Origin of the sequence: Paraburkholderia sp. MM5496-R1, from assembly GCF_050436205.1 — a bacterium.
In the GTDB taxonomy this organism is placed as follows: domain Bacteria; phylum Pseudomonadota; class Gammaproteobacteria; order Burkholderiales; family Burkholderiaceae; genus Paraburkholderia; species Paraburkholderia tuberum.
Genome location: NZ_JBNDLT010000002.1, coordinates 1,394,264 through 1,410,545 on the forward strand (window position 1 = coordinate 1,394,264; position 16,282 = coordinate 1,410,545).

The 16,282-nt window shown below is 61.0% G+C and carries 16 protein-coding genes; all 16 read right to left on the reverse strand.

Annotated features, from left to right (window positions below; genetic code table 11):
- Positions 1-279 precede the first annotated feature (279 nt).
- Positions 280-870 (reverse strand): NUDIX domain-containing protein, encoded by a 591-nt coding sequence (locus tag OKW38_RS13310; protein ID WP_090803782.1) that lies wholly within the window; start codon positions 868-870, stop codon positions 280-282.
- 45 nt (positions 871-915) lie between these two features.
- On the reverse strand, positions 916-1,212 hold the full coding sequence (locus OKW38_RS13315; protein WP_018420024.1) for a DUF2818 family protein: 297 nt from the start codon (positions 1,210-1,212) through the stop codon (positions 916-918).
- The gene (nuoN, locus tag OKW38_RS13320; protein WP_035470481.1) at positions 1,212-2,684 is read right to left on the reverse strand and encodes an NADH-quinone oxidoreductase subunit NuoN; all 1,473 of its coding nucleotides are present in this window, start codon (positions 2,682-2,684) and stop codon (positions 1,212-1,214) included. Before nuoN ends, OKW38_RS13315 begins: the two co-directional genes overlap by 1 nt.
- Positions 2,685-2,708: 24 nt before the next feature.
- Positions 2,709-4,199: an NADH-quinone oxidoreductase subunit M gene (locus OKW38_RS13325; RefSeq protein ID WP_090803779.1), complete on the reverse strand. Its 1,491-nt coding sequence runs from the start codon at positions 4,197-4,199 to the stop codon at positions 2,709-2,711.
- 15 nt (positions 4,200-4,214) lie between these two features.
- Positions 4,215-6,281 (reverse strand): NADH-quinone oxidoreductase subunit L, encoded by a 2,067-nt coding sequence (gene nuoL, locus OKW38_RS13330; RefSeq protein WP_429361836.1) that lies wholly within the window; start codon positions 6,279-6,281, stop codon positions 4,215-4,217.
- A gap of 17 nt (positions 6,282-6,298) precedes the next feature.
- The gene (nuoK, locus tag OKW38_RS13335) at positions 6,299-6,604 is read right to left on the reverse strand and encodes an NADH-quinone oxidoreductase subunit NuoK (RefSeq protein ID WP_187610965.1); all 306 of its coding nucleotides are present in this window, start codon (positions 6,602-6,604) and stop codon (positions 6,299-6,301) included.
- Positions 6,605-6,624: 20 nt separating this feature from the next.
- Positions 6,625-7,317, reverse strand: a complete 693-nt coding sequence (locus OKW38_RS13340; protein WP_090803774.1) for an NADH-quinone oxidoreductase subunit J — start codon at positions 7,315-7,317, stop codon at positions 6,625-6,627.
- 190 nt (positions 7,318-7,507) lie between these two features.
- Positions 7,508-7,996: an NADH-quinone oxidoreductase subunit NuoI gene (gene nuoI / locus OKW38_RS13345; protein WP_090803773.1), complete on the reverse strand. Its 489-nt coding sequence runs from the start codon at positions 7,994-7,996 to the stop codon at positions 7,508-7,510.
- Between the two features lie 15 nt (positions 7,997-8,011).
- The gene (nuoH, locus tag OKW38_RS13350) at positions 8,012-9,076 is read right to left on the reverse strand and encodes an NADH-quinone oxidoreductase subunit NuoH (protein WP_187610967.1); all 1,065 of its coding nucleotides are present in this window, start codon (positions 9,074-9,076) and stop codon (positions 8,012-8,014) included.
- On the reverse strand, positions 9,077-11,410 hold the full coding sequence (gene nuoG, locus OKW38_RS13355; RefSeq protein ID WP_429361837.1) for an NADH-quinone oxidoreductase subunit NuoG: 2,334 nt from the start codon (positions 11,408-11,410) through the stop codon (positions 9,077-9,079).
- A gap of 128 nt (positions 11,411-11,538) precedes the next feature.
- Positions 11,539-12,867, reverse strand: coding sequence for an NADH-quinone oxidoreductase subunit NuoF (gene nuoF, locus OKW38_RS13360; protein WP_090803768.1), 1,329 nt, complete (start codon positions 12,865-12,867; stop codon positions 11,539-11,541).
- On the reverse strand, positions 12,864-13,349 hold the full coding sequence (gene nuoE, locus OKW38_RS13365; RefSeq protein WP_090803767.1) for an NADH-quinone oxidoreductase subunit NuoE: 486 nt from the start codon (positions 13,347-13,349) through the stop codon (positions 12,864-12,866). Before nuoE ends, nuoF begins: the two co-directional genes overlap by 4 nt.
- Before the next feature lie 133 nt (positions 13,350-13,482).
- Positions 13,483-14,736, reverse strand: coding sequence for an NADH-quinone oxidoreductase subunit D (locus tag OKW38_RS13370; protein WP_187627005.1), 1,254 nt, complete (start codon positions 14,734-14,736; stop codon positions 13,483-13,485).
- A gap of 9 nt (positions 14,737-14,745) precedes the next feature.
- Positions 14,746-15,348, reverse strand: coding sequence for an NADH-quinone oxidoreductase subunit C (locus OKW38_RS13375; RefSeq protein WP_090803764.1), 603 nt, complete (start codon positions 15,346-15,348; stop codon positions 14,746-14,748).
- Between the two features lie 20 nt (positions 15,349-15,368).
- The gene (locus OKW38_RS13380; RefSeq protein WP_187627007.1) at positions 15,369-15,848 is read right to left on the reverse strand and encodes a NuoB/complex I 20 kDa subunit family protein; all 480 of its coding nucleotides are present in this window, start codon (positions 15,846-15,848) and stop codon (positions 15,369-15,371) included.
- A 62-nt stretch (positions 15,849-15,910) separates the two neighbouring features.
- A complete protein-coding gene (locus OKW38_RS13385) occupies positions 15,911-16,270 on the reverse strand; it encodes an NADH-quinone oxidoreductase subunit A (RefSeq protein ID WP_018420012.1) in 360 nt (119 codons plus the stop codon).
- Positions 16,271-16,282: the final 12 nt, after the last annotated feature.

A 16,282-nucleotide genomic window follows, 5' to 3' on the forward strand; every position in this document is an offset into this window, starting at 1 on the left:
CACAGGTTGTCAATTGACAACCTGTGCTGGAGCAGAAATGAGATCACTGCGATCTTTAACCTCAGTCATCCAAAACAGAATCGACGACGAATTCGGTGATCGAGAGGTTCATATTAGCCGGCCGCCGGCGCCACGACGAGCTAGCCAGATGGCATAGGAGACGGCTTATTTTTCGAGCCAGAAAGAAACCGCGAAGCCAATGAAAAGCCCCTGCCGGTCATCGACCAACAGGGGCTCCGTTCACCTGCAACGCGGATCAGCTACCGGGCAGACGCGAACTTATACCGTTTCGGGCGCCTCGGTCGGCCACGTACCCGACAGCACTTTCTCGAGCCAGAAGGTACCGATGATCGTCTTCACATCGGTGATCTTGCCCGTGCGCACCCACTCGGATACCTGCTCCACGGTCGCGGTGAAAAGTTCGAGAAACTCGCCTTCATCGAGGTTGCGCTCACCCGCGGTCAAGCCCCGCGCGAGATAGATATCAATGAATTCGGTCGAGTAAGAAATGATCGGGTGAATCCGAGTCAGGTACACGTACTCGCGCGCGGTATAGCCGGTTTCCTCGCGCAGTTCCCGGACCGCGCAGGCCAGCGCGCCCTCGTTCGGGTCGAGCTTGCCGGCCGGATATTCGACCATCACCTTGCCCATCGGATAGCGATACTGACTTTCGAGCAGCACGCGAGCGTCGTCGAACAAGGGGATCACCATGACGGCGCCCGGATGCTGAACGTATTCGCGCGTTGCCTGTTTGCCGTCGGGCAGTCGGACCGTATCGTACTTGACCGTCATGAACGGACCTTGATGGACCGTCTTGCTGTCGATACAAGTCTCGGTTAGCGCGGCGTCGTGATTGGGAAGCTCAGCCATGTGCGGACCTCAGAACAGTCAGGCGCGCGCGACGGCGGGACGCCGTCAGCGGCGTTTGACGAGATATTGGAAGGTAAAGCCGGGGAAAGCGAACACGACGAACAGCGCGAACGTGATCGCGTAGAACTGCCAGCCCTGCTCGAAGCGATTTCCCGCGCGCGCTTCGAGCAAAAAGCCCAGCGCGCCGACCACGAAATACAGCACGATCAATTCGGCAATCCGGAGCCAGGCGCTTTTCTTCGCCGCTTTCAACGGCACCGCGGCGAAGAGGCGCTGATTCAGGAACGGCAGGTTGGCGCCGACCAGCGCCAACAGCACGATAAACCAGCCCGCAGCGGACATCAGAGCAGCAGCGTGTGCTGGATCGCCTGCAAGCAGGCGCGCAACAGCGGATCCGGCACGATACCGAGCACCAGCACGGCGACGCCGTTCAACGCGAGCAACGCGCGCGTGCTCGTGTCCGCCACGATCGGCGACTTGTCTTGCGGCTCGTCGAAGTACATCAGCTTGACGATACGCAGGTAGTAGAACGCGCCGAACAGCGACGTGATCACGGCGAGCACAGTGAGCCAGGTCAGGCCGGCGTTCATCGTCGCTTGCAGCACGGCGAGCTTCGCATAGAAGCCGACTGCCGGCGGAATACCCGCGAGCGAGAACATCATGATCATCATCACGAACGCGAATACCGCGCTGCGCTGATTGAGGCCCTTGAAGTCCTCCAGCGTGTCCGCTTCGAAGTCGCGGCGCGCGAGCAGCATGATGACGCCGAAGGTGCCGAGCGTCGTGATCAGGTAGACGATGCTGTAGAACATCGCCGAGCCGTACGCGTTCGCGGCGCCCGTGGTCTTCTGGTCGACCACGCCGGCGAGCAGGCCGAGCAGCACGAAGCCCATGTTCGAGATCGCCGAATACGCGAGCATCCGCTTGACGTTGCGCTGCACGATCCCGGTGATGTTGCCGACGATCAGCGACAGCGCCGCCAGAATCACCAGCATCTGCTGCCATTCGACCGCCAGCGGCAGCAGGCCCATCACGAGGAAACGCAGACCCCACGCGAACGCCGCGACCTTCGGGCCGCCGCCGACGATGAGCGTCATCGCCGTCGGTGCGCCCTGGTACACGTCAGGCACCCACATATGGAACGGCACCGCACCCATCTTGAACGCCACGCCCGCCACGATGAAGATGACGCCGAACAGCAGCACGGTCGGATCGTAGTGGCTCGTGCTGATCGCCTTGAACACTTCGTTCAGGTCGAGCGAGCCGGTCGCGCCATACAGCATCGAAACACCGTATAGCAGGAAGCCGGAAGCCAGCGCGCCGAGCACGTAGTACTTCATCGCCGCTTCGTTCGACGACGCCACTTCGCGACGCAGCGCGATCACCGCGTACAGCGATAGCGACATCAGTTCCAGACCGAGATACAGCGTCAGGAAGTTATTGCCCGAGATCATCACGATCTGGCCGAGCAGCGAGAACATGCCGAGCAGGAAGAAGTCGCCGCGGAACAGGCTACGGTCTTCGAGGTAGCGACGCGAATAAACGATCGTCACCGCATAGCCGAGCGACACCACTGCCTTCATCACATTGGCGAACGGATCGACCACGTACATGTGATCGAAGAAGTAATGCACTTGCGGGTCGAACGCATTGATCGCGAACCAGATCCCGGCGACGAGCGTCGAGAAAAACGCGATGAAATACGTGGTACGGCGACCCTCCTGGCCGACGAACGTGTCGTTGAGCCACGCGATGACAATGGCGAACATCACCAGTGCGTCGGGCAACAGAGCAGTCATAGGGGCGTTTTGCATGGTCTTAAATTCCTCCGCTCGTCGTTACTGAGGCAACGGCAGCTTCGATTGGGCAACGTGGGAGAGGAGGTTTTCCACGGATACGTGCATCACATCGGTAAAGGGCTTCGGGTACAGGCCCATGAACAGCGTCAGTGCGGCGAGCACAGCCAGCATGAAAAATTCGCGACGGTCGATGTCGAGCAGGTTCTTCACATGGTCGTTCGCGACCGCGCCGAAGTACACACGCTTGTACATCCACAGCGTGTAGGCCGCGCCGAGAATCAGCGTGACTGCCGCGCCACTCGCGATCCAGAAGTTGTACTGGACGGAAGCCAGAATCACCATGAATTCGCCGACGAAACCGGAAGTGCCCGGCAAGCCGCAATTCGCCATCGCGAACAGCATGACGAACGCCGCGAACTTCGGCATCACGTTGACGACGCCGCCGTAATCGGCGATCTGACGCGAGTGCATGCGGTCGTACAGTACGCCGATGCACAGGAACATCGCGCCCGACACGAAACCGTGCGAGATCATCTGCACGATCGCGCCTTCCGCGCCGAGCTGATTGAAGATAAAGAAGCCGAGCGTGACAAAGCCCATGTGCGCGATCGACGAATACGCGACCAGTTTCTTCATGTCGGCCTGCACCATCGCGACGAGACCGATGTAGATCACCGCGATCAGCGACAGCGTGATGACGACCGGTGCGAGGAAATGGCTCGCATCAGGCGTGATCGGCAGCGAGAAGCGCAGGAAACCGTACGCACCGAGCTTCAGCATGATCGCGGCCAGCACGACCGAGCCGCCGGTCGGCGCTTCCACGTGCGCGTCCGGCAACCACGTGTGCACCGGCCACATCGGCACCTTCACCGCGAAGGCCAGGAAAAACGCGATAAACAGTAGCACCTGCGGCGTCATCGCTATCTGCGCGTGCTGCCACGTGGCGATGTCGAACGAGCCGGTCTGGTTGTACAGATAGATCAGCGCAACCAGCATCAGCAGCGAGCCCGCCAGCGTGTACAGGAAGAACTTGAATGCCGCGTACACGCGGTTCGCCCCGCCCCACACGCCGATGATGATGTACATCGGGATCAGTGTCGCTTCGAAGAACACGTAGAACAACAGGCCGTCGGCCGCGCTGAACACGCCGACCATGATGCCCGACAGGATCAGGAAGGCCGCGAGGTACTGGCCGACGTTCTTCGTGATCACTTCCCACGCCGCGATCACGACGATCACCGTGATCAACGCGGTCAACGCAACGAACCACATCGAAATGCCGTCCACGCCGAGGTGATACGTGATGTGGAAGCGCTCGATCCAGTTCGCCTGCTCGACGAACTGCAACTCGGCGGTGCTCGAATCGAAGCTGGTGATCAGTGGCAGCGTGACGAGGAAGCTCAGAACCGAGCCGATCAGCGAAATCCAGCGCGCGGGGGCGGGGTTCTCGTCGTTGCCGATCGCGAGGACCAGCAGACCGAAGAAGATCGGCAACCAGATCGCGATGCTCAGAATCGGATAAGCGTGCATGGGTGTCCCTCGCCTTTATTTGCCGCCGAGCGTTACGAACAGGGTCAGGAGCCCCAGCATGCCGATGATCATGGCGAACGCGTAGTGGTAGATGTAGCCGGATTGGAGGAAGCGGATCACGCTCGCGAACCAGCCGATAAAGCGTGCGCTGCCGTTGACGATGCCGTCGATCACGACCACGTCGCCTTCCTTCCACAGACCCCGGCCAATGGCCACCGCGCCTCGCGCAAACACGACTTCGTTGATCTTGTCCATGTAGTACTTGTTATCGAGCAACGTGTAGATCGGGCCGAATGCGCGCTTGACGACAGCGGGCAGATCCGGACGGACCAGATACAGGAACCATGCGACCACCACGCCTGCGAGCGCGAGCCAAACAGGCAGGCCCGACACCGAGTGCAGACCCATCGACGCCCAGCCGTGGAATTCTTCGGTCATCTCATGCAGCGCCGGATGGTTCTCGCCGATGTAGATCACCTTGTCGAACGCGACGCCGTGCTGGAAGAAGTCGCCGAACAGCATCGGACCGACGCCGATCGCGCCGATCACGATCGACGGAATCGCCAGCAGCACGAGCGGCACCCACACGACCCACGGCGTTTCGTGCGGCTCGTGAGCGTGGTCGTCGTGACCATGACCATGGTCGTCGTGGCCGTGCGCGTCATGCCCATGCGACTCGGCCTCCGCGCCCATCGGCGATTCCGGGTGCTTCGGATTGCGGAAGCGCTCCTCACCGTGGAACACCATGAAATACATACGGAACGAATACAACGCGGTCACGAACACGCTTGCGACCACCGCGAAGTATGCGAAACCCGAGCCCGGCAGATGCGACAGTTTCACCGCGTCGATGATCGAGTCTTTCGAGTAGAAGCCCGAAAAGAACGGCGTGCCGATCAGCGCGAGCGAACCGATCAGCGACGTGATCCACGTAATCGGCATGTACTTGCGCAGGCCGCCCATGTTGCGCATGTCCTGATCGTGATGCATGCCGATGATCACCGAACCCGCGCCGAGGAACAGCAGCGCCTTGAAGAACGCGTGCGTCATCAGGTGAAACACGGCGACCGAATATGCCGACGCGCCGAGCGCGACCGTCATGTAACCGAGCTGCGACAGCGTGGAATAAGCGATCACACGCTTGATGTCGTTCTGGACGATCCCGAGGAAACCCATGAACAGCGCGGTAATCGCACCGATAACCATGACGAACGACAGCGCCGTATCCGACAGTTCGAAGAGCGGCGACATGCGCGTGACCATGAAGATACCCGCCGTCACCATGGTCGCCGCGTGAATCAGCGCGGAGATCGGCGTCGGGCCTTCCATCGAGTCCGGCAGCCACACGTGCAGCGGGAACTGAGCCGACTTACCCATCGCGCCGATGAACAGGCAGATGCAAGCCACCGTCAGCAGGCCCCAGTCGGTACCCGGGAAGTTCAGCGCCGCGAGTTCGGTACGCTTCGCGAAGACTTCGCCGTAGTTCATCGAGCCGGCGAACGCGAACAGCAAACCGATGCCGAGCAGGAAACCGAAGTCGCCGACGCGATTCACGATGAACGCCTTCATGTTCGCGTAGATCGCACTCTCACGCTTGAAGTAGAAGCCGATCAGCAGGTACGACATGAGACCCACCGCTTCCCAGCCGAAGAACAGCTGCAGGAAGTTGTTGCTCATCACGAGCATCAGCATCGAGAACGTGAACAGCGAGATGTACGAGAAGAAGCGCTGGTAGCCGTCGTCGTCGGCCATGTAGCCGATCGTGTAGATATGCACCATCAGCGACACGAAGTTCACCACGCAGATCATCATCGCGGTCAGCGAGTCGACCAGGAAACCGACTTCGAGCTGGGTCTTGCCGATTGACATCCATTGATAAATGGTCGCGTTGAAGCTCGCGCCGTCCATCACCCGGAAAAAGACCATGACCGACAGGATGAACGAAATCGCGACGCCGAGGATCGTGACCGAATGCGCACCCGCCCGCCCTATCGCCTTGCCGAACAGCCCCGCAATCAGGGAACCAGCGAGCGGTGCCAGCGGAATTGCCAACAGCAGGTTTTCATTGAGTATCGTGGACATAACCGCTTTTCCTGAAATTAACCTTTGAGCTGATCGAGATCCTCGACATTGATCGTGTCGAGACTACGGAACAGGGTCACCAGAATTGCGAGACCGATCGCCGCTTCGGCTGCCGCAACCGTCAGCACGAAGAAGACGAAAATCTGGCCATGCACGTCGCCCAGGTAGTGCGAGAACGCGATGAAATTGGTGTTCACCGCGAGCAGCATCAGTTCGATCGCCATCAGGATGATGATGACGTTGCGGCGGTTCAGGAAAATGCCGACGATGCTGATCGCAAACAGGATCGCGCCGAGGACAAGGTAATGGGCAAGGGTCAACATGATTTCTATCTCCTGTCCGCTCAGCTGTTCTTGGCCGGCGCCGAGTCGGCTGCTGCTGCTGCTGCCGCGGCAGCCGCTTGTTCCGCAGCGAGGGTCGCCGCGGTTTTCTCTGACGGCATCTTCACAACGCGCACGCGGTCCTGCACGCGCACCTTGACCTGTGCGCTGACGTTCTGACGCTTGCTGTCCTTCTTGTGGCTCGTGGTCAGCGCGATCGCCGCGATGATGGCAACTAGCAGGATCAGGCCGGCAATTTCGAACGCGAAGATGTAGTCGGTATAGATGACCTTGCCGATCAGGCGCGTGTTCGACCAGTCGCCCATGCCAGCGGCGGCCGCGGCCGTGTCGTGCAGCGCCGTGGTGGTCGCGCCGTAGCCGTGCCACAGGATCAGCGCGGTTTCGATCACGATGATCGCGCCCACCGCCGAGGCCATCGGCACGAAGCGTTTGAAGTCCTTGCGCAGCACGTCGAGATTGACGTCCAGCATCATCACGACGAACAGGAACAGCACCATCACCGCGCCGACGTAGACCAGCACCAGCAGGATCGCGAGGAACTCGGCCTCCAGCAGCATCCAGATCGCCGCTGCGTTGAAGAACGCCAGCACGAGAAACAGTGCGGACGACACCGGGTTGCGCGAGGTGATCACCTTCAGCCCTGAAACCACCAGGAGCAGCGCGAAGATGTAGAACAGTACGGTCGTGAATTCCATGATTACCGGTTCATCGTTAGGCCATCGTCAGGCATTGTTCTTTGGCACCCGTGGCTGGCAAAAGCGGACGAAACCGCCAGAACCGCCACACAGGTGCGCCGTGCCGCGGCGTTCAGGCCGCGGCGGTCGGCCCGACAGCAGGCCGTGTTACTGCTTTTACTGCCGCATTTGCTGCAAGCGGGAAAACGCTTCAACGATACGGTGCGTCGGCTGCCTTGTTGGCGGCGATTTCTGCTTCGTAACGATCGCCAACGGCCAGCAGCATTTCCTTCGTGAAGTAAAGGTCGCCGCGCTTCTCGCCGTGATACTCGAGAATGTGCGTCTCGACGATCGAATCGACCGGGCAGCTTTCTTCGCAGAAACCGCAGAAGATGCACTTGGTCAGGTCGATGTCGTAGCGCGTCGTGCGGCGCGTGTTGTCCGCGCGCGTTTCCGATTCGATTGTGATCGCGAGCGCCGGGCACACTGCTTCGCACAGCTTGCACGCGATGCAGCGCTCTTCGCCGTTTTCATAGCGGCGCAGCGCATGCAGACCGCGGAAACGCGGCGAGATCGGGGTCTTCTCTTCCGGGAACTGCACGGTGATCTTGCGCTGGAACGCGTAGCGTCCGGTCAGCGCGAGGCCTTTCAGCAGTTCCGTGAGGAAGAAAGTCTTGAAGAAGTTTTGGATTGCGGTCATAGGTTCGTCCGCCCTTTATTTCCAGATGTTCAACGGCGACATGATCCAGAAGCCGACCACCACGAGCCACACCACGCAGACCGGAATGAAAATCTTCCAGCCGAGACGCATGATCTGGTCATAGCGGTAGCGCGGGAACGTGGCACGCGCCCAGATGAACACCGACAACAGGAAGAAAACCTTGGCGACGAGCCAGACGATGCCCGGGATGAACGACAGGAACCCGAACGGGGCGCTCCAGCCGCCGAGGAACAGTGTTGCAGCCAATGCCGAGATCACGATCATGTTGATGTACTCGGCGAGGAAGAACAGCGCGAACGCCATACCCGAGTAATCGATCATGTGGCCCGCGACGATTTCCGATTCGCCCTCCACCACGTCGAACGGGTGGCGGTTCGTTTCGGCGATGCCCGAGATGAAGTACACGACGAACATCGGCAGCAGCGGCAGCCAGTTCCAGGACAGGAAGTTCAGGCCGTGCGAGGCGAAGAAGCCCTGCTCCTGCGAGCCGACGATGCCCGACAGGTTCAGCGTGCCGGCCGTCATCAGCACGACCACCAGCGCGAAGCCCATCGAGATTTCGTACGAGACCATCTGCGCGGCGGCGCGCATCGCGCCGAGGAACGCGTACTTCGAGTTCGACGCCCAGCCGGCCAGAATCACGCCATACACGCCGATCGACGAGATCGCCATCGCGTATAGCAGACCCGCGTTGATGTCACCGAGCACCGCGCCCGCCTGGAAAGGAATCACCGCCCAGACCGCGAAGGCCGGCACCACCACCATGATCGGCGCGATCATGTAGATCCAGCGGCTTGCCTGAGCGGGCTGGATCACTTCCTTCAGCAGCAGTTTCAGCACGTCGGCGATCGGCTGCAAGAGCCCGGCGGGACCGACGCGGTTCGGACCGAGACGCACATGCATCCAGCCGATCAGCTTGCGCTCCCACAGGATCAGGTAAGCGACGCACAGCAGGATCGCGACGGCCACCACCAGGATGCGCACGAGCGCCCACACCGTGGGCCATGCCACACCGAGAAGTTGGGCGCCGCCCGAGTTGATCGTATCGAACAAGCTCATTTACGCCTTCTCCACCACCAGTTCACCGAACAGGCTGCCCAGCGCTGCACCGGCAGGCGTAGCCGCCGATACGCGGACGACTGTCTCCGCAAGATTCGCATCGCGCACGGCCGGCAACTGCACCGCTTGCTCGCCCTGACGAACGCGCACCGCGTCGCCCTCTTTCAAACCCAGTTTGTCGAACAGCGCAGCCGGCAGGCCGACCGAATTCGCCGTACGGGCCGCCGCGGTCAGATGCAGCGACTCCGCGCGACGCACGAGCGCATCGGCATGATAGATCGGCACGTTCGCGAGACGCTCGAACTTGCCTTCCGCCGCCTTCGCGGCCTGGCCGCGCGTCACCGCGACGCTGGTGCGGTTCGATAGACGCGACTTCAACTCGCCGTCGCCGAGCGCGGCCGCACGCACTTCTTCGACCGTGTCGTATTCGAAGCCCGACGCACCGAGCAGGCTGCCCAGCACGCGCAACACCTTCCAGGCCGGACGCGTGTCGCCGAGCGGACGCACGACGCCGTTGAACGCCTGCACCGTGCCTTCAGCGTTGACGAACGTACCGCCCGATTCGGTGAATGGCGCGATCGGCAGCAGCACGTCGGCATAGTCGGCGCCGGTCTGGAACGGCGACATCACGACGACCATTTCGGCCTGCTTCAGCGCCGCAAGCGCCCGCGCCGGATTGGCCGTGTCGAATTCCGGCTCGAGATTCAACAGCAGATAGCCCTTGCGCGGCTGCTCGAACACTTCGCGCGCGTTCAGACCGCCTTCGCCCGGCAGCGCGTTCACGAGGTGCGCGCCGACCGTATTGGCCGCTTCGGTCAGGAAACCGAGCGTTGCACCGGTTGCCTCGGCAATCCATTGCGCCGCGGCGTGGATCGCCGCGAAGTCCGGATGACGGACCGCTTCGTTACCGAGCAGCACGACGCGGCGCTCGCCGGTAGTCAGCGATTTCGCTATCTGCTTGTGCGCGTCCGTCGGCTGCGTGCCCGCGAATGCTTCCGGCAGCGCGACGCCCTTCGCTTCGCCCACCGCGCCGGCGATGCCTGCCAACACCTCGAGCCATGCCGACGGCGCCGCGACCACGCGCTGCGCCTGAGGGATCATCGCGTCGTCGCTGGTAGCCTGGAGCAGCGTAAGTGCCGAACCGCCTCGTGCGACCTGGCGCAAACGCGCGGCGAGCAGCGGATGGTCACGGCGCAGATCCGAGCCGATCACGAGCGCCGCATCGACGTTCGACAGATCGGCGATCGTGCCGCCGAGCCACGGCGCGCCAGTAACGGGCGCCGAGAAATCCGACTGACGCAGACGGAAGTCGACGTTCGGCGTGCCGACCGCTTGCGCGATCTGCTTCAACAGGAACAGTTCTTCGACGGTGCTGTGCGCGCTCGACAGTGCGGCAAGCGCGTTCGCGCCGTGGTCACTCTTGATGCCCTTCAGACCCTTGACCACGTATTCGAGCGCGGTCTGCCAGTCGGTTTCGACCCACTGGCCGCCTTGCTTGAGCATCGGTTTGGTCAGACGCTCGGGGCTGTTCAGGCCTTCGTACGAGAAGCGGTCCTTGTCCGAGATCCAGCACTCGTTGATCGCTTCGTTTTCGAACGGCAGAACGCGCATCACGCGATTGTTCTTCACCTGCACGATGAGGTTCGCACCGACGGAATCGTGCGGGCTCACCGACTTGCGGCGTGACAGCTCCCACGTACGGGCGCTGTAGCGGAACGGCTTGCTCGTGAGCGCGCCGACCGGGCACAGGTCGATCATGTTGCCCGACAGCTCGGAGTCGACCGTCTTGCCGACGAACGATGTGATTTCCGCATGCTCGCCGCGGCCCAGCATGCCCAGTTCCATCACCCCGGCGATTTCCTGGCCGAAGCGAACGCAACGCGTGCAGTGAATGCAGCGCGACATCTCTTCCATCGAGATCAGCGGACCCACGTTCTTGTGGAACACCACGCGCTTTTCTTCGCTATAGCGTGACGACGACTTGCCGTAACCAACGGCCAGATCCTGCAACTGGCATTCGCCACCCTGATCGCAGATCGGGCAGTCGAGCGGATGGTTGATCAGCAGGAATTCCATCACGGCTTGCTGGCCCTTCACCGCCTTGTCCGACCTGGTGCGCACGATCATGCCGGCCGACACCGGGGTCGCGCACGCGGGCACGGCCTTCGGCATCTTCTCGACATCGACCAGACACATCCGGCAGTTGGCCGCAATCGACAGCTTCTTGTGATAGCAGAAGTGAGGAATGTAGGTGTCGACCTTATGCGCAGCCTGGATCACCATGCTGCCTTCAGGCACCTCGACTTTCTTGCCGTCTATTTCCAGTTCAACCATGATGGTCAATCTTCCTTAACCTGTTACCGCTCAATCGTTCGCGTGTTCATCGCCCGCTTCGGGCGATGAATCCTGCGGTTGAGGTGTTCGTCTGGTAGTTATCCGTCAGCCAAACCTGTCGGCCCGACTCAGGCAGCCACGGTTTCGGGCGCCGCCGCCATGCCGGCATGGCCGCCGACGAGGCAATGCTTGTGGGCGACGTGATATTCGAATTCGTCCCAGTAGTGCTTGAGCATGCCCCGAACCGGCATCGCGGCCGCGTCGCCGAGCGCGCAGATCGTGCGGCCCATGATGTTTTCCGCGACGGAGTTCAGCAGATCCAGATCTTCCTGGCGGCCGAGACCATGCTCGATACGATGAACGACGCGATACAGCCAGCCCGTGCCTTCACGGCAAGGCGTGCATTGACCGCACGACTCTTCGTAATAGAAGTACGACAGGCGCAGCAGCGAGCGCACCATGCAGCGCGTCTCGTCCATCACGATCACTGCGCCCGAGCCGAGCATCGAGCCGGCCTTCGCGATCGAGTCGTAATCCATGTCGGTCTGCATCATCATCTCGCCCGGAATCACCGGCGCCGACGAACCACCAGGAATCACAGCCTTGATCTTCTTGCCGCCACGCATGCCGCCGGCGAGTTCCATCAGCGTCGCGAACGGCGTGCCGAGCGGAATTTCGTAATTGCCCGGACGCTCGACGTCGCCCGACACCGAGAAAATCTTCGTGCCGCCGTTGTTCGGCTTGCCGATTTCAAGGTAATTCTGCGGGCCGATGGCGAGCAGGAACGGCACCGCCGCGAACGTTTCGGTGTTGTTGATCGTGGTCGGCTTGCCGTACACGCCAAAGCTCGCCGGGAACGGCGGCTTGAAGCGCGGCTGCCCCTTCTTGCCCTCGATCGATTCGAGCAGCGCGGTTTCTTCGCCACAGATGTACGCGCCGTAACCGTGATGCGCATGCAGCTCAAACGAAAAGCCAGAGCCCATGATGTTGTCGCCGAGGAACCCGGCGCGACGAGCTTCTTCCAACGCTTCTTCGAAGCGCTTATAGACTTCCCAGATTTCGCCGTGAATATAGTTGTAGCCGACCGTGATGCCCATCGCGTACGCGCCGATCGCCATACCTTCGATCAGCGAATGCGGATTGAAGCGCAGAATGTCGCGGTCCTTGAACGTACCCGGCTCGCCCTCGTCCGAATTACAGACGAGGTACTTCTGGCCCGGGAACTGACGCGGCATGAAGCTCCATTTCAGACCGGTCGGGAAGCCCGCGCCGCCGCGGCCGCGCAGACCCGACGCCTTGACGTCGGCGATCACCTGCTCGGGCGCGATCTTTTCTTCCAGGATGCGGCGCAGCTGGGCGTAACCGCCGCGCGCCACATAGTCTTCGAGATGCCAGTTGTCGCCGTTCAGGCCGGCGAGAATCAGCGGTTTGATGTGACGATCGTGTAAAGACGTCATTTCGAAAGTTCCTCGAGCAGCTGGTCGATCTTCTCGCGGCTCATGAAGCTGCACATGCGATGGTTGTTCACCAGCATCACCGGCGCGTCGCCGCACGAACCCATGCACTCGCCTTCTTTCAGGGAGAATTTGCCATCGGGCGTGGTTTCGCCGAAGTCGATGCCGAGCTTCTGCTTCAGGTATTCAGCGGCGCTTTCGGAACCGCCGTCCGGGCCGAGCTGGCACGGCAGGTTCGTACAGAGCGTGATCTTGAACTTGCCGACCGGCGAGGTCTCATACATCGTGTAGAAGGTCGCTACCTCCTGCACGGCGATTGCCGGCATGCCGAGATAATCCGCGACGAACTGCATGAGTTCGGGCGACAGCCAGCCATGCTCCGTTTGAGCAATGGCCAACGCCGACATCACGGCGGACTGTTTCTGATCCGCGGGGTACTTTGCGACCGCACGATCGATTTCTTTCAGGCCTTCAGCTGAGATCATTTTCAGACACGACTCTTTCAATTCCTACCGAACGAAAACCTGTCGCTCACGTCATACTGCGACAGACCCGGCGTTCCTTTGCTTGACCCGCGTGGCGGTGCGACGACCGCAGACGCGCGTCGATGAATACGTCCTAGCGATCTATTTCGCCGAACACGATGTCCTGCGTGCCGATGATCGTTACTGCGTCGGCGATCATGTGGCCGCGCGCCATTTCGTCGAGCGCGGACAGGTGCGCATAGCCCGGGGCGCGGATCTTCAAACGATACGGCTTGTTGGCGCCGTCCGAGATCAGATAGATGCCGAACTCGCCCTTCGGATGTTCGACTGCGGCATACGCCTCGCCTTCGGGCACATGGAAGCCTTCGGTGAAAAGCTTGAAGTGGTGGATCAGATCTTCCATGTTCGACTTCATGCCGACGCGCGACGGCGGCGCAACCTTGTGATTGTCCGTCATTACCGGGCCCGGATTTTTGCGCAGCCACTCAATGCACTGTTTCGCGATACGCGTGGACTGGCGCATTTCTTCGACGCGCACCAGATAGCGGTCATAGCAGTCGCCATTCACGCCGACCGGAATGTCGAAGTCGAGCTTGTCATAAACCTCATACGGCTGCTTCTTGCGCAGATCCCACTCGATGCCCGAGCCACGCAGCATCGCGCCGGTCATGCCGAGCTGCAGCGCGCGCTCCGGGCTGACCACGCCGATACCAACCAGACGCTGCTTCCAGATCCGGTTGTCGGTGAGCAGCGTTTCGTATTCGTCGACACACTTCGGGAAGCGCGTAAAGAAGTCGTCGATGAAGTCGAGCAGCGAACCCTGACGGTTTTCGTTCATCTTCGACAACGCCTTCGCATTGCGAATCTTCGACGCCTTGTATTGCGGCATTGCGTCAGGCAGATCGCGATAGACGCCGCCCGGGCGATAGTAGGCCGCGTGCATGCGCGCGCCCGACACCGCCTCGTACACGTCCATCAGGTCTTCGCGCTCGCGGAACGCATACAGGAACACCGCCATCGCACCGACGTCGAGCGCGTGCGAGCCAATCCCCATCAGGTGATTCAACACGCGCGTGACTTCGTCGAACAGCACACGAATGTATTGCGCGCGCAGCGGCACGTCGATGCCGAGCAGCTTTTCAATGGCGAGCACGTAGCCGTGCTCGTTGGCCATCATCGACACGTAGTCGAGACGGTCCATGTACGGCACCGACTGAATGAACGTCTTGCTTTCGGCGAGCTTTTCAGTCGCGCGATGCAGCAGACCGATGTGCGGATCGGCGCGTTGGATCACTTCGCCGTCGAGTTCGAGCACGAGACGCAACACACCGTGCGCTGCCGGGTGCTGCGGACCAAAGTTGAGCGTGTAGTTCTTGATCTCTGCCATGACGTTCTCTTAGTGTTTCAGACCGCCATAGCGATCCTCGCGGATCACGCGCGGCGTGATTTCCCGCGGCTCGATCGTCACCGGCTGATAAACGACGCGCTTCTCTTCCGGGTCGTAACGCATCTCGACGTAGCCGGAGACCGGGAAATCCTTGCGGAACGGATGACCGATGAAACCGTAGTCGGTCAGAATGCGGCGCAGGTCCGGGTGACCTTCGAAGACGATGCCGTACAGGTCGAACGCTTCACGCTCGTACCAGTTGACCGAATTCCAGATATCGACGACGGACGGCAGGATCGGCATGTCGTCGTCCGGCGCGAACACGCGCAGCCGCAGACGCCAGTTGTTCTGTACCGACAGCAGATGCAGCACTGCCGCAAAACGCGGGCCGTCGTAAGCGCCTTCGGCATAGGTCTGATAATCGACGCCGCACAGGTCGACACACTGCTCGAAACCGAGCGAGCGATCGTCGCGCAGACGCTTTGCCACGTTGAGGTAGTCGCCGGCCTTGACGACGATCGTCAATTCACCGACCGACTCGGTCACGCTCAACAGGAGGCCGCCAAAGGCCGCCTCGAGGTTCGCTTTCAGGGTCTCGAGTTTGCTTGCCATATTGTGGGGAGGCGTTGGCCTTATTGACGGGCGATGGTGTTAGTGCGGCGAATCTTGGCTTGCAGCTGGATCACGCCGTATACCAGCGCTTCCGCCGTGGGCGGACAACCCGGCACGTACACGTCGACCGGGACGATCCGGTCGCAGCCGCGCACCACCGAGTACGAGTAGTGGTAATAGCCGCCGCCGTTCGCACATGAGCCCATCGAGATCACCCACCGCGGCTCTGCCATCTGGTCGTAGACCTTGCGCAGAGCGGGCGCCATCTTGTTGCACAGCGTGCCGGCGACGATCATCACGTCCGACTGACGCGGACTCGGACGAAACACCACGCCGAAACGGTCGAGATCATAACGGGCAGCGCCCGCATGCATCATCTCGACCGCGCAGCACGCAAGACCGAACGACATCGGCCACAGCGAGCCGGTGCGCGTCCAGTTAATCAGTTTGTCCGCCGTAGTGGTGACAAACCCTTCCTTCAAGACCCCTTCGATACTCATTTGCTTTCCACTCCAGACGGGGCGGCAAGCCTGGCCACCCACGCAAACCGGCGATTAATCCATCATTCCCAGTCGAGGCCGCCCTTCTTCCAGATGTAGGCAAAGCCAAGCAGGAACTCGAGCAGGAAAATCATCATTGCCGTGAAACCAGCCCAGCCGATGTCACGCAACGCCACGCCCCACGGGAACAGGAATGCGGTCTCAAGGTCGAAAATGATGAAGAGAATGGCGACGAGGTAGTAGCGCACGTCGAATTTCATGCGCGCATCTTCGAATGCTTCGAAGCCGCACTCGTACGGTGCGTTTTTCTCGGTGTCGGGCTTGTTGGGACCGAGGAGCTTGCCAATACTGACCAGTGCTACGCCTAAACCGGTGCCCACAATAAGGAACAGCAAAACGGGGAAATAGGCTGCGAGGTTCAAGACAATCCTCAA